This is a genomic window from Streptomyces sp. NPDC058086 (assembly GCF_042885015.1).
Lineage (GTDB): Bacteria > Actinomycetota > Actinomycetes > Streptomycetales > Streptomycetaceae > Streptomyces.
Genome location: NZ_JBHVST010000017.1, coordinates 25,411 through 39,663 on the forward strand (window position 1 = coordinate 25,411; position 14,253 = coordinate 39,663).

12 protein-coding genes are annotated in these 14,253 nt (G+C 70.0%); 7 read left to right on the forward strand and 5 right to left on the reverse strand.

What is annotated here, in order from left to right:
- Nucleotides 1–13 precede the first annotated feature (13 nt).
- The 5 genes from rhaS to ACFVWD_RS15885 form a co-directional block, all read right to left on the reverse strand.
- Complete coding sequence (gene rhaS / locus ACFVWD_RS15865) at nt 14–1,096, reverse strand: rhamnose ABC transporter substrate-binding protein (protein WP_101402492.1); 1,083 nt, start codon at nt 1,094–1,096, stop codon at nt 14–16.
- A gap of 123 nt (nt 1,097–1,219) precedes the next feature.
- Entirely contained in the window at nt 1,220–2,197 is a 978-nt protein-coding gene (locus ACFVWD_RS15870) for an ABC transporter permease (protein WP_168498846.1), read from the reverse strand.
- Nucleotides 2,190–3,230: an ABC transporter permease gene (locus ACFVWD_RS15875; protein ID WP_384915263.1), complete on the reverse strand. Its 1,041-nt coding sequence runs from the start codon at nt 3,228–3,230 to the stop codon at nt 2,190–2,192. The genes ACFVWD_RS15870 and ACFVWD_RS15875 overlap by 8 nt, the downstream gene beginning before the upstream one ends.
- Nucleotides 3,227–3,412: a hypothetical protein gene (locus ACFVWD_RS15880; protein WP_389596556.1), complete on the reverse strand. Its 186-nt coding sequence runs from the start codon at nt 3,410–3,412 to the stop codon at nt 3,227–3,229. Before ACFVWD_RS15880 ends, ACFVWD_RS15875 begins: the two co-directional genes overlap by 4 nt.
- Entirely contained in the window at nt 3,409–4,926 is a 1,518-nt protein-coding gene (locus ACFVWD_RS15885) for a sugar ABC transporter ATP-binding protein (protein WP_389596558.1), read from the reverse strand. The genes ACFVWD_RS15880 and ACFVWD_RS15885 overlap by 4 nt, the downstream gene beginning before the upstream one ends.
- Nucleotides 4,927–5,255: 329 nt before the next feature.
- Here ACFVWD_RS15885 and rhaI point away from each other — a divergent pair, with 329 nt between their 5' ends.
- The 7 genes from rhaI to ACFVWD_RS15920 all read left to right on the forward strand — a co-directional run bounded on the left by rhaI (nt 5,256) and on the right by ACFVWD_RS15920 (nt 14,243).
- Entirely contained in the window at nt 5,256–6,416 is a 1,161-nt protein-coding gene (gene rhaI / locus ACFVWD_RS15890) for an L-rhamnose isomerase (RefSeq protein ID WP_389596559.1), read from the forward strand.
- 146 nt (nt 6,417–6,562) lie between these two features.
- Nucleotides 6,563–8,602 (forward strand): bifunctional aldolase/short-chain dehydrogenase, encoded by a 2,040-nt coding sequence (locus tag ACFVWD_RS15895; RefSeq protein WP_389596560.1) that lies wholly within the window; start codon nt 6,563–6,565, stop codon nt 8,600–8,602.
- The gene (locus ACFVWD_RS15900; RefSeq protein ID WP_389596562.1) at nt 8,599–10,047 is read left to right on the forward strand and encodes a rhamnulokinase family protein; all 1,449 of its coding nucleotides are present in this window, start codon (nt 8,599–8,601) and stop codon (nt 10,045–10,047) included. The genes ACFVWD_RS15895 and ACFVWD_RS15900 overlap by 4 nt, the downstream gene beginning before the upstream one ends.
- A 141-nt stretch (nt 10,048–10,188) precedes the next feature.
- A complete protein-coding gene (locus tag ACFVWD_RS15905) occupies nt 10,189–10,944 on the forward strand; it encodes a (Fe-S)-binding protein (protein ID WP_099919136.1) in 756 nt (251 codons plus the stop codon).
- The gene (locus ACFVWD_RS15910) at nt 10,941–12,422 is read left to right on the forward strand and encodes a LutB/LldF family L-lactate oxidation iron-sulfur protein (RefSeq protein WP_389596564.1); all 1,482 of its coding nucleotides are present in this window, start codon (nt 10,941–10,943) and stop codon (nt 12,420–12,422) included. Before ACFVWD_RS15905 ends, ACFVWD_RS15910 begins: the two co-directional genes overlap by 4 nt.
- A complete protein-coding gene (locus tag ACFVWD_RS15915) occupies nt 12,419–13,066 on the forward strand; it encodes a lactate utilization protein C (protein WP_389596566.1) in 648 nt (215 codons plus the stop codon). Before ACFVWD_RS15910 ends, ACFVWD_RS15915 begins: the two co-directional genes overlap by 4 nt.
- Before the next feature lie 22 nt (nt 13,067–13,088).
- The gene (locus ACFVWD_RS15920; protein ID WP_389596568.1) at nt 13,089–14,243 is read left to right on the forward strand and encodes an ABC transporter ATP-binding protein; all 1,155 of its coding nucleotides are present in this window, start codon (nt 13,089–13,091) and stop codon (nt 14,241–14,243) included.
- Nucleotides 14,244–14,253 lie beyond the last annotated feature (10 nt).

Below are 14,253 nucleotides of genomic sequence, written 5' to 3' on the forward strand. Positions count from 1 at the left end.
GGACCCCCGGATCCTAGAAGTTGAACTGGTCGATGTTCTTGGCGTTGAAGACGGTCGGCTTGCCCAGGTTGATCACGCCGTCCTTGCCGATGGTGAACGAGCCCATGTCACCGGCCTTGAAGGTCTCGCCCTCGGCTCCGGTGATCTGCCCCGAGGACAGCGCCACGGCCGTACGCGCGGCGAGTTCGCCGAGCTTCGCCGGGTCCCACAGCTCGAAGGCGTCGACGGTGCCGTTCTTGACGTACTTGCGCATGTCGTTGGGGGTACCGAGGCCGGTCAGCTTGACCTTGCCCTTGTACTTGGAGCCGGAGAGGTACTGGGCCGCGGCCTTGATGCCGACGGTGGTCGGGGAGATGATCCCCTTGAGGTTCGGGTGCTCCTGGAGGAGACCCTGGGTCTGCTGGAAGGACTGCTGGGCGTCGTCGTTGCCGTAGGCGACCTTGACCAGCTTGACGTCCTTGTACTTGGGGTCCTTCAGCTCCTCCTTCATGAAGTCGATCCAGGTGTTCTGGTTCGTCGCGGTCTGCGCGGCGGACAGGATCGCGATCTCGCCCTTGTAGCCGATCTGCTCGGCGAGCAGCTGCACCTCGGTACGGCCCAGGTCCTCGGCGCTGGCCTGTGAGACGAAGGCGTTGCGGCACTCGGGGTTGGTGTCGGAGTCGTAGGTGACGACCTTGATCTTGTTGCTCATGGCCTGCTTGAGCGCGGTGCACAGGGCGCCCGGGTCCTGCGCGGACACGGCCATCGCGTTGACCTGCTGCTGGGTGAGCGTGTTGACGTAGCTCACCTGACCGGAGGTGTCGGTGGCGCTGCTGGGGCCGACCTCCTTGTACTTGGAGCCGAGCTCCGTCAGCGCCTTCTCGCCGCCCTTGTCCGCCGAGGTGAAGTACGGGTTGTTGACCGCCTTGGGCAGAAAGCCGACCGTGAGGCCCTTCTTCGTGGCCGCGTTCGGGTCGGCCTTGCCGGTCGCGGCGGCCGAGCCGCCCCCGCTCTTCACGTCGTTCTTGGTGGTGCCGCCGCAGGCGGTGACGGCCAGGGCGAGCGAGGTGACGGCGGCGAGCGCCGCGCCGGTACGGCGGAGGGATGACTTGCGCATGGCGGGTTCCTTTTGACGGAGGTGAGTGCGGCGCGCCCCTGAAAGGGCGCAGGGCTGTATCGGATATGCGGCTCCGCCGCGTGGGCGAGAGCGGCCACGGGCGGCCCGCAGTTCTCGAACGGTCTATCCGGCGGAGCGTGCCGCCCTCGCTACGGAGATCTGCCGGGCGACCCGGGGGCCGAGTACGGAGATGACGAGCAGAACGCCCGTGACGACGATCTGCGACTGCGCGGAGACGTTCAGGAGGCTCATCACGTTCTGCAGCGCGCCGAGCAGGAAGACTCCCGCGATCGCGCCGCCGAGCGTGCCCTTGCCGCCGTCGAAGTCGATGCCGCCGAGCAGGACGGCGGCGACGACGGAGAGTTCGAGGCCGTTGGCGTTGTCGTAACGGGCGCTGGCGTAGTGCAGGGCCCAGAAGATGCCGGTGAGCGAGGCCATGAAGCCGGTGGCGACGAAGAGGATCAGCTTCTGCCGCTTGACGCGGATGCCGGCGAACCGGGCGGCCTCCTCGTTGGCGCCGACCGCGAAGGCCGAGCGCCCGAACGGGGTGGCGTGCAGTACCACCACGGCGATCGCGAGGAGCACGAGGAAGGGCAGGAAGGCCTGCGGGATGAAGGTGTTCCCGATGCGCCCGGCCGCGAAGTCCTGGTACTGGGCGGGGAAGTCGGTCACCGCGTCCGAGCCGAGCACGATCTGCGCGATGCCCCGGTAGGCGGCGAGCGTGCCGATGGTGACGGCGAGGGAGGGCAGTCCGAGCCGGGTCACCAGCAGGCCGTTGACCAGTCCGCACACCACGCCGAGCAGCAGGCACAGCGGGATGATCGTCTCGATGGTCATGCCCTGGTTCCACAGGGCTCCCATCACCGAGCCGGACAGACCGGCCGTGGAGGCGACCGAGAGGTCGATCTCCCCGGCCACCACGAGCAGGGTCATCGGCAGCGCGATCAGCGCGATGGGCAGCGTGTTGCCGATCAGGAACGACAGGTTGAGGGCGTTGCCGAATCCGTCGACGAAGCCGAAGGAGAACAGCAGCAGGACGATGAGGAGGGCGCCGACGACCGTGTCCCAGCGGACGGCGCGCGCGAGGGGCGAGTCAGCCATGGCGGGCGTTCCTCTTCTTCAGTGCGGAGGCCACGCGCAGCGCGACGATCCGGTCGACCGCGATGGCGAGGATGAGCAGGATGCCGTTGATGGCGAGCACCCAGACGGAGCTGACGCCGAGGGCGGGCAGCACACTGTTGATGGAGGTCAGCAGCAGCGCGCCGAGCGCGGCGCCGTAGACGCTGCCGGAGCCGCCGGTGAAGACGACACCGCCGACCACGACCGCGCTGACGACGGTGAGTTCGTAGCCGGTTCCGGTGCCGGAATCGACGTTGCCGAACCGGGCGAGGTACAGGGCGCCCGCGAGTCCGGCGAGGCCGCCGCACACGACGTACGCGGTGAGGATCCGCTTGCGGACGGGGATGCCGGCGAGCCGGGCGGCCTCCGGGTTGGAGCCCAGCGCGTACAGCTCGCGGCCGCTGCCGAAGTGCTTGAGGTAGTACGCGGTGACCAGCACGACCGCCAGCGCGATCAGGGCGAGGTACGGGACCGCGGAGATGCCGCCGGAGCCGAAGTCGACGAAGCCGCCGGGGAGGTCGGCCGCGGTGATCTGGCGGGAGCCGACCCAGATGGAGTCGACGCCACGGATGATGTAGAGCGTGCCGAGGGTGACGACCAGCGCGGGCACCTGACCGAGGCTGACCAGCAGCCCGTTGACCAGTCCGCAGCCGATGCCGAGCAGGACGGCCAGGAAGATCGCGACGACGGGGTTTCCGCCGCCGTGCAGATAGGTGCCGGCGGCGAAGGCGCTGATGCCGAGGGTGGAGCCGACCGACAGGTCGACGTTCCGGGTGATCACGACCAGCGACTGACCGGTGGCGACCAGGACCAGGATCGTCGCGTTCAACAGCAGGTCTTTGATGCCCTGTTCGGACAGGAACTCGCTGTTGCCCATCTGGGTGATGGCGATCATCACCAGGAAGACGACCAGGATGGCGAGTTCACGCATCTTGAAGACACGGTCCACCAGCCGGGTGCCACTCGACTTGGGCACCTCGGCGGCGGGCGCGGGATTGGGTGCGGTCACCGTCATACGGCGGCCCTCCGGGGGATGTTCGGGGTCTGGCGGTCGGCCGTCCGAGTGCGGGGATCGGCCCCCTGCGGGGAGGCGGGCGTGGCGCGGGCGGCCGAGCCGGCGACTCCGGACTCTTCACCGGCGGCCCACTCGACATCCGCCGGTGTTGCGCCGAGGGTGGCGTGCCTGGTGGCTGTCATGCGGCAACCCTCCCCGTCGCGGCGGCCATCACGGTCTCCTCGGTGGCTTCGGAGCGGGGTATCTCGGCGGTGAGGCGGCCCTCGTGCATCACCAGCACGCGGTCGGCCATGCCGAGGATCTCGGGCAGGTCGGAGGAGATCATCAGGACGGCCACCCCGTCGGCGGCCAACTCGGAGAGCAGCCGGTGCACTTCCGCCTTCGTGCCCACGTCGATGCCCCGGGTGGGCTCGTCGACGATCAGCACCTTGGGGCCGGTGGCGAGCCACTTGGCGAGGACGACCTTCTGCTGGTTGCCGCCCGAGAGCGTGTTGACCGTGTCGGCGATCCGGGCGTACTTCACCTGGAGCTTGACCGCCCAGTCGAGGGAGCGGCTGCGCTCGGCGCCGCGGTCCACCAGCCCCGCCTTCACGGTCGTACGCAGCCCGGTGAGCCCGATGTTGCGCTCGATGGACATGTCCATCACCAGGCCCTGGGCGCGCCGGTCCTCGGGGACGAGGGCGAGCCCCGCGGCCATGGCCGTGGAGGGCGCCCCGTTCGTCAGCGGCTTCCCGTCGACCTCGACCTCTCCGGCGTCCCAGCGGTCGACGCCGAAGACGGCCCTGGCGACCTCCGTGCGCCCGGCGCCGACGAGTCCGGCGAGACCGACGATCTCGCCGCGCCGCACGTCGAAGGAGACGTCGGTGAAGACGCCCTCACGGGTCAGCCGGCGCACGCTCAGGGCGACTTCGCCCGCCTCGACGTCCTGCTTGGGGTAGAGCTCGTCGAGGTCGCGGCCGACCATCCGGCGCACGAGGTCGTCCTCGGTCATGCCGTCGAGGGGTTCGCTGGAGATCCAGGCGCCGTCGCGCAGGGTCGTGACCCGCTGGCAGATCTGGAAGATCTCCTCCAGGCGGTGCGAGATGAACAGCACCGCCGAGCCCTGCTCGCGCAGGGTGCGCACCACACCGAAGAGGCGGGCCACCTCGCTGCCGGTGAGGGCGGCGGTCGGCTCGTCCATGATCAGGACCCGGGCGTCGAAGGAGAGCGCCTTGGCGATCTCGACGATCTGCTGGTCGGCGATGGACAGTCCGCGCGCCGGACGGTCGGGGTCGAGTTCGACACCGAGTCGCTTCATCAGGGCGGCGGTCGACTCGTGGGTGGCCTTGTGGTCGATACGGCCGAGGGCGCGCCGGGGCTGGCGGCCCATGAAGATGTTCTCCGCGATCGACAGGTCGGGAAAGAGGGTGGGCTCCTGGTAGATCACCGCGATGCCCGCGTCGCGGGCGTCGGCGGGACCGTGGAAGACGGTGGGCTCACCGTCCAGCAGCACCCGACCGGCGTCCGGTCGGTGCACGCCGGCGAGCGTCTTGATGAGGGTCGACTTGCCCGCGCCGTTCTCACCGGCGAGAGCGTGCACCTCGCCGGGAAACAGTTCCAGGGACACGTCCCGCAGGGCGCGTACCGCGCCGAAGGACTTGGAAATGTCCTCCAGCGCCAGTACGGGGGCCGGACCCGCGTCGGACCGGTGGGTCATGTGAGCTCCTCAACGACGCGGGCGGAGAGGCCTCACGACGCCGTGAAAGGTTTCAACTAGGTTGCCGGGACGTTAGGCAGGTAGCCCAGGTCACGTCAATGGGTTCGGTTCGAAATTTTCGATAGCCGAAGGTCACAACCGAGTCACGGACGGCGGCCTTCGCCCAGGGGGTTGACACACCTTCGGTGGGCTCATAGCTTCGGCGTTCTGAATCGTTTCAGATCGTTTCAGACGGAAGAGCCGTTCCGATCAGGCAGAAGCGCAGTTCGGACCCGACTCCGCAAGTCGTTCGAAACCGAAGCCACACCCGAAGTCACAGGAGCCCCGAAGTGACCGAGCTTGCCGCGGTGAAGACCGCCCTCAAGACCCAGGCAGTAGAGACGCCCTCGTGGGCGTACGGGAACTCGGGAACCCGCTTCAAGGTGTTCGCGCAGCCTGGAGTCCCGCGCAATCCGCGCGAGAAACTGGACGACGCCGCCCAGGTGCACGCCTTCACGGGGGCCGCGCCGACCGTCGCGCTGCACATCCCCTGGGACAAGGTCGACGATTATGGGGCGCTGGCGAAGTACGCGCAGGAGCGCGGCCTGAAGCTGGGCGCGATCAACTCCAACACCTTCCAGGACGACGACTACAAGCTCGGCTCCATCTGCCACCCGGACGCCGCCGTCCGCCGTAAGGCTGTCGATCACTTGTTGGAGTGCGTCGACATCATGGACGCGACGGGTTCGAAGGACCTGAAGCTCTGGTTCGCCGACGGTACGAACTATCCCGGTCAGGACGACATCCGTGAGCGCCAGGACCGGCTGGCCGAGGGCCTGGCCCAGGTCTACGAGCGGCTCGGGGACGACCAGCGGATGCTGCTGGAGTACAAGTTCTTCGAGCCCGCCTTCTACATGACGGACGTCCCGGACTGGGGCACGGCGTACGCGCACTGCCTCAAGCTCGGCCCCAAGGCGCAGGTCGTCGTCGACACCGGGCACCACGCGCCCGGCACCAACATCGAGTTCATCGTCGCGACGCTGCTGCGCGAGGGGAAGCTCGGCGCGTTCGACTTCAACTCGCGGTTCTACGCCGACGACGACCTGATGGTGGGTGCGGCCGATCCCTTCCAGCTCTTCCGGATCATGTACGAGGTGATCCGGGGCGGTGGCTTCACTCCGGACGTCGCCTTCATGCTCGACCAGTGCCACAACATCGAGGCGAAGATCCCGGCGATCATTCGTTCCGTGATGAACGTGCAGGAGGCGACGGCGAAGGCGCTGCTCGTGGACGGTGCGGCGCTGGCCGACGCTCAGCGTGCGGGGGATGTGCTCGCCGCGAACGCGGTGATCATGGACGCGTACAACACCGATGTGCGGCCGTTGCTGGGTGAGGTGCGTGAGGAGCTGGGGCTGGATGCGGATCCCGTCTCGGCGTACCGCCGATCCGGGTGGGGGGAGAAGATCGCGGCGGAGCGGGTTGGTGGGCAGCAGGCGGGGTGGGGGGCGTGAGCGGCTGAATCTCGTCTGCCCTGTGCGGACCGTTGCAGGCTGCGGGCCGTATGTGGCTGGTCGCGCAGTTCCCCGCGCCCCTGACGGGGCGCTCAGCACAGGTTTGTCGGCTCCCTTCACTCTTCTTTTCTCTAAGGACCAAGAACATGGCATCCCATCCCGAAGCCGCCGCTCTGCTGGCCCGGTCGCACCGGCTCGGTGCCGACCCGCGCAATACGAACTACGCCGGCGGCAATGCCTCCGCGAAGGGCACCGACACCGACCCTGTGACCGGCGGTGATGTCGAGCTGATGTGGGTGAAGGGGTCCGGTGGGGATCTCGGCACCCTGACCGAGGCGGGGCTCGCCGTGCTGCGGCTGGACCGGCTGCGGGCGATGACGGAGGTCTACCCGGGGGTGGAGCGCGAGGACGAGATGGTCGCCGCCTTCGACTACTGCCTGCACGGGAAGGGCGGCGCGGCCCCGTCCATCGACACGGCGATGCACGGGCTGGTGGACGCGGCCCACGTCGACCATCTGCACCCCGACTCCGGAATCGCGCTGGCCTGCGCGGCGGACGGCGAGAAGCTGACGGCCGAGTGTTTCGGCGACAGTGTGGTGTGGGTGCCGTGGCGCCGGCCCGGCTTCCAGCTGGGTCTGGACATCGCGGCGGTCAAGGAGGCCAACCCGCGGGCGATCGGCTGCGTCCTGGGCGGGCACGGCATCACGGCATGGGGCGACACGGCTCAGGAGTGCGAGCGCAACTCGCTGCACATCATCCGCACCGCCGAGGCCTTCCTCGTCGAGCGTGGCAAGGCGGAGCCCTTCGGGCCCGTCGTCGAGGGGTACACGGCCCTGGAGGCCTCCCGGCGCCGGGAGCGGGCCGCGGCGCTGGCGCCGTACATCCGGGCCATCGCCTCGCAGGACAGGCCGCAGGTGGGCCACTTCACCGACTCCGACGTCGTCCTCGACTTCCTCGCGAGCGCCGGGCACCCGCGCCTCGCCGAGCTCGGCACCTCCTGCCCCGACCATTTCCTGCGGACCAAGGTCCGGCCGCTCGTCCTCGACCTGCCGCCGACCGTGGAACTGGACGCGGCGATCGCGCGGCTCGAAGAGCTGCACGGCGAGTACCGCGAGGAGTACGCGGCCTACTACCAGCGGCACGCCGACGCCGACTCCCCCGCGATGCGCGGCGCGGACCCGGCCATCGTGCTGATCCCCGGCGTCGGCATGTTCTCCTTCGGCAAGGACAAGCAGACCGCGCGCGTGGCCGGCGAGTTCTACGTCAACGCGATCAACGTGATGCGGGGCGCCGAGGCGGTCTCGGCCTACGCGCCGATCGAGGAGTCGGAGAAGTTCCGCATCGAGTACTGGGCGCTGGAGGAGGCCAAGCTCCGGCGGATGCCCAAGCCGAAGCCGCTGGCCACCCGGGTGGCGCTGGTGACGGGGGCGGGCAGCGGGATCGGCAAGGCGATCGCCGAGCGGCTCGTCGCCGAGGGCGCGTGCGTGGTGATCGCCGATCTCAACGCGGAGAACGCCGCCGAGGTCGCCTCCTCGCTGGGCGGGCCCGACAAGGCCGTCGCCGTCACTGTCGACGTGACCTCCGAGGAGCAGATCGCGGAGGCCTTCAAGGCGGCGGTGCTCGCCTTCGGCGGCGTCGACCTGGTGGTGAACAACGCCGGAATCTCCATCTCCAAGCCGCTGCTCGAGACCACCGCGAAGGACTGGGATCTCCAGCACGACATCATGGCCCGTGGCTCCTTCCTCGTGTCGAGGGAGGCGGCGCGGGTGATGATCCAGCAGAAGCTGGGCGGGGACATCGTCTACATCGCGTCCAAGAACGCGGTCTTCGCCGGTCCGAACAACATCGCGTACTCCGCGACCAAGGCCGACCAGGCGCATCAGGTCCGGCTCCTCGCCGCCGAGTTGGGCGAGCACGGCATCCGGGTGAACGGCATCAACCCCGACGGGGTCGTGCGCGGTTCGGGCATCTTCGCGGCCGGCTGGGGCGCGCAGCGCGCGGCGACGTACGGCATCGAGGAGGAGAAGCTCGGCGAGTTCTACGCCCAGCGGACCATCCTGAAGCGCGAGGTGCTGCCCGAGCACGTGGCGAACGCCGTGTTCGCCCTGACGGGCGGGGACCTGACCCACACCACCGGTCTGCACATCCCGGTCGACGCGGGTGTCGCGGCGGCATTCCTGCGATGAGCGAGCATGTGAAGAGCTTCGCCGCGGTCGACCTCGGCGCGTCCAGCGGGCGCGTCATGGTCGGCCGCGTCGGCCCGGCGGCCCTGGAGCTGACGGAGGCGCACCGCTTCCCGAACCGGCCGGTGCGGGTTCCCGAAGGGCTGCGCTGGGACATTCTCTCGCTGTACGCGGGGGTGCTCGACGGGCTGCGGGCGGCCGGGCAGGTCGACTCCGTCGGCATCGACAGCTGGGCCGTGGACTACGGGCTGCTGGATGCCGACGGCGCGCTGCTCGGCAACCCGGTGCACTACCGCGACGCCCGCACCGAGGGTGTCGCGGAGAAGGTGTGGGCCACCGTGCCCCCCGCCGAGCTGTACGCGACGACCGGGCTCCAGTACGCGCCCTTCAACACCCTGTACCAGCTCACGGCGGCCCGCTCGACGGCTCAACTCGCCGCCGCCGAGCGGCTGTTGCTCATTCCCGACCTGCTGGCGTACTGGCTCACGGGCGAGGCGGGCACGGAGATCACCAACGCCTCGACCACCCAGCTGATCGACCCGCGCACCCGTGACTGGTCCCACGACCTCGCGGACCGGCTCGGCATCGACCTCACGCTGTTCGCGCCGCTGCGGCAGCCGGGCGACCCGGCCGGTCTGCTGCTCCCGCGGGTCCTGGAGGAGACCGGGCTGAGGGGCCCGGTCCCGGTGACGACCGTCGGCTCGCACGACACCGCGTCCGCGGTCGCCGCCGTGCCGGCGGCGGGTGAGCGGTTCGCGTACATCTGCACCGGCACCTGGTCCCTCGCGGGCCTGGAGCTGGAGCGGCCGGTCCTCACCGAGGCGAGCCGCGCGGCCAACTTCACCAATGAACTGGGCCTGGACGGCACGGTCCGCCATCTGCGGAACATCATGGGACTGTGGCTGCTCCAGGAGTGCGTACGGGAATGGGGCCGGCCCGACCTGGGTGAGTTGCTGCGGGCCGCCGCGGAGGTGCCTGCGCTGCGGTCGGTGGTGGACGCGGGCGACGCCGCCTTCCTGGCCCCCGGCCGGATGCCGGACCGGATCACCGACGCCTGCCGGGAGTCGGGACAGCCCGTGCCCGAGTCGCGCGCCGAGATCACCCGTTGCATTCTCGACTCCCTCGCACTCGCCCATCGCAGGGCGATCCGCGAGGCCGAGGCTCTCGCCGACCACCCGGTCGACGTCGTCCACATCGTCGGCGGCGGCACCCGCAACGAGCTCCTGTGCCAACTGACGGCCGACGCCTGCGGACTGCGGGTCGTGGCCGGCCCGGCGGAGGCCGCCGCGCTCGGCAACGTCCTCGTACAGGCCCGTGCACACGGTCTGGTCGGCGACCGTACGTCGATGCGGCGACTCCTCGCCCGTACGCAGCCGTTGCGGCGGTACGAACCCCGGGGCGACGCGGCGGCCTGGCGCGCCGCGGAGGACCGGCTCACTCTCGGGTGAACGGGAACTCCCGCCCGCCGTGACGGGGGCGTTTCACCCGTCCGCGAGGGGGACTCGCCCGTGTCCATGAACGGGGGCTCCCCTGCCGCTCGCCCTCCGCGTACCCTGCACTCATCCGATGATCGATCCCAAGGAGCTGCGATGCGTGTCGCCCTGTTCCTGACCTGTGTCAACGACACGCTCTATCCGGACACCGGCCGCGCCGTGGTGAAACTGCTGACCAGGCTGGGCGTCGAGGTCGACTTCCCGATGGCGCAGACCTGCTGTGGGCAGGCCCACTACAACACCGGGTACCGGCATGAGGCCGAGCCACTGGCCCGGCATTTCTCCGATGTCTTCGGTGAGTACGAGGCGATCGTGACGCCCTCCGGGTCGTGCGGCGCGATGGTGCGGGAGCTGTATCCGCGGATGGGCGAGCGGGCGCGGGCGGAGGGCCGCGGGGACACCCTCGCGGCCACCCTCGCCCCGGTGGTGCCGAAGACGTACGAGCTCACCGAGTTCCTGGTGGACGTGCTCGGCGTGACGGACGTCGGCGCGTACTACCCGCACACCGTCACCTACCACCCCACCTGCCACGGGCTGCGCAGTCTCGGGCTCGGCGACCGGCCGCGCCGGCTCCTCCAGGCCGTCAAGGGGCTCGAACTGCGCGAGTTGCCCGGCGCGGACGAGTGCTGCGGCTTCGGCGGCACGTTCGCCGTCAAGAACCCCGATGTCTCGGCCGCGATGGGCGCCGACAAGGTGCACAACGCCGAGTCGACGGGCGCGGAGGTGCTGTGCGCCGCCGACAACTCCTGTCTGATGCACATCGGCGGCACGATGGCCCGGCTGGAGACGCGGATGCGGCCCGTGCACATCGCGGAGATCCTGGCCAGTACGGAAGAGGAGCCGAGCGCATGAGCGGTGGCACGTTCGTCGGTATGCCCGCGTTTCCCAAGGCGGCGCACGAGGCGGTCAACAACCCGACCCTGCGCGGCAATCTGCGCCACGCCACCCACACGATCCGCGCCAAACGGGCGGTCGCCGTCGCCGAACTCGACGACTGGGCCGCCCTGCGCGAGGCCGGCAAGCAGATCAAGGACCACACGCTCCGTCATCTCGACCGCTACCTCGTGCAGTTGGAGGAGTCGGTCACCGCGGCCGGGGGCATCGTGCACTGGGCCGCCGACGCCGACGAGGCCAACCGGATCGTCACCGACCTGGTGAAGATGACCGGGGAGAGCGAGGTCGTCAAGGTCAAGTCGATGGCCACGCAGGAGATCGGCCTCAACGAAGCCCTGGAGGCCGAGGGCATCCACGCCTACGAGACCGATCTCGCCGAGCTCATCGTGCAGTTGGGCAAGGACCGGCCCTCCCACATCCTCGTCCCGGCCATCCACCGCAACCGCGGCGAGATCCGCGACATCTTCGCGCGCGAGATGAGCGAGTGGGGCCGCCCGGCGCCGGAAGGCCTCACCGACACACCCGCCCAACTGGCCGAGGCCGCCCGACTGCACCTGCGCGAGAAGTTCCTGCGCGCCAAGGTCGGCATCTCCGGCGCCAACTTCATGGTCGCCGAGACCGGCACCCTGATGGTTGTGGAGTCCGAGGGCAACGGCCGGATGTGCCTGACCCTCCCCGAGACGCTGATCTCCGTCGTCGGCATCGAGAAGATCGTGCCGACCTGGCAGGACCTGGAGGTCTTCCTCCAGACCCTCCCCCGCTCCTCGACCGCCGAGCGCATGAACCCGTACACCTCGATGTGGACGGGTACCACAGACGAGGACGGCCCCCAGACCTTCCACCTGGTCCTCATCGACAACGGTCGCACCGACACGCTCGCCGACGAGGTCGGCCGCCAGGCCCTGCGCTGCATCCGCTGCTCAGCGTGTCTCAACGTCTGCCCGGTGTACGAGCGCGCCGGCGGCCACGCCTACGGCTCGGTCTACCCCGGCCCGATCGGCGCGATCCTCAGCCCTCAACTCCGGGGCACCGCAAGCGAGATCGACGCCTCGCTCCCGTACGCCTCCTCGCTCTGCGGCGCCTGCTACGAGGTCTGCCCGGTCGCCATCGACATCCCGGAGGTCCTCGTCCACCTGCGCGAACGGATCGCCGAGGGCGGTCAGGTGACGCGGGAGGGCAACAAGGTCGTCCTCAAGCCCGCAAAGGGGCACGCCGCCGAGCGGGCGGCGATGCGGGCGGCACGCTGGGCGTTCAGCCACCCCGGCGCGCTGCGCACCGGTCAGCGGCTCGCCTCCCGGACCCGCCGCTTCCATCCGCGCTCGCTGCCCGGCCCCGGCAAGGCGTGGAGCGGCACCCGGGATCTACCGGCGGTCCCCGCGGAGCCGTTCCGTGACTGGTGGCAGCGTACGCACGGCGGAAAGGACACGGCCAAGTGAGCAGCAGGGATCTGATCCTGGGGCGGGTGCGGCGTGCGCTCGCCGATGTGCCGCGCGACGACACGCCGTACGAACAGGCCATCGAGCGGGGGTACCTGCGCGAGCACGGGGGGCGGAGCGTCGCGGAGACGGTGGATCTGCTGGCGGAGAACCTGGCGGACTACCGGGCGATCGTGCACCGTACAGGCGCGGAGGAACTGCCGTACCTCATCATGCGGCTGCTTGCCGAGCGGGGACCCCAGTATGTACTCGTTCCCCCGGGGCTCCCGCCGGAGTGGATGTCGGCCGCCGATCCCACCCGCGTGCACGACCGCGCCGTGAGCACGCCGCACGAACTCGACAAGGTCGAGAGCGTGGTCACGGGCTGCGCGCTCGCGATCGCCGAGACCGGCACCCTCGTCCTGGACGGCGGCCCGGATCAGGGGCGCCGTCGCATCACGCTGGTCCCCGATCACCACATCTGTGTCGTCCGTGTCCCCGACCAGGTCGTCTCCTCCGTCCCCCAGGCCCTGGAGCGCCTCGACCCGACCCGCCCGCTGACCTGGATCTCCGGCCCGTCGGCGACCAGCGACATCGAGCTCGACCGGGTCGAGGGGGTGCACGGTCCGCGCACCCTGGAAGTGGTGCTGGTGAGCGGGGAGTGACCTGCGCGGTTAGCGTGAGGGGATGATCCGGTTCGAACAGGTCACCAAGCGCTATCCGGACGGCACGACGGCCGTGGACGGCCTCTCGTTCGAGGTCGCGGAGGGCGAACTCGTCACGCTCGTCGGCCCCTCGGGCTGCGGCAAGACGACGACCATGATGATGGTGAACCGGCTGATCGAACCGACCTCGGGCCGGATCTTCGTGAACGGCGAGGACATCGCCACGGTCGACCCGGTGCGGCTGCGGAGGCGTATCGGATACGTCATCCAGCAGGTGGGCCTGTTCCCGCACCGGACGATCCTCGACAACACGGCGACCGTGCCGACGCTCATCGGCTGGAAGAGGGCGAAGGCGCGGACGCGCGCCGCCGAGCTGCTCGATCTGGTGGGCCTGGACCCGAAGACGTACGGCTCGCGCTATCCGGAACAACTCTCGGGCGGCCAGCGCCAGCGGGTCGGAGTGGCCCGGGCGCTCGCCGCCGATCCGCCCGTGCTGCTGATGGACGAGCCCTTCGGGGCCGTCGACCCGGTGGTCCGGGAACAGTTGCAGGACGAGTTCCTGCGCATGCAGGAGGCCGTGCGCAAGACGGTGCTGCTGGTCACGCACGACATCGAGGAGGCGGTACGGCTCGGCGACCGCATCGCGGTGTACGGGCAGGGCCGCATCGAGCAGTTCGACACGCCGGGGGCCGTCCTCGGCACCCCGGCCACCGCCTACGTCGCCGAGTTCGTCGGCGCCGACCGCGGGCTGAAGCGGCTGTCGGTCACCGAGATCGAGCCCGACGACCTGGAACAACCGCCCGTCGCCCGCCTGGACGAGCCCGCCGGGACGGCGGTCGCCCGCTTGCACGCGCAGGGCGCGCGATGGGCGGTCGTCCTGGACGCGGAGGGTGATCTGCACGGGTGGGTGGGCGTCGACGAGTTGGCGGCGGGTGGGTACGTCGGCGACCGAGCGCATCCTATGAACTCATGGGTCCCGGTGGGCGCCCCGCTGAAGCAGGCCTTCGGTGTGATGCTCCAGCACGACGCGGGCTGGGTCGCGGTACTGGACGGGGCCCGCTTCCTCGGCGTACTCACCCCGGCGAAACTGCACGAGGCGCTCCGGCGGTCGGTGGACGCGGATGCGCGGGGGGTGCGGCGGGGGCAGGTGTCGTTCGACTCGGTCTCCGATGCGTGAGCGCTCCGCT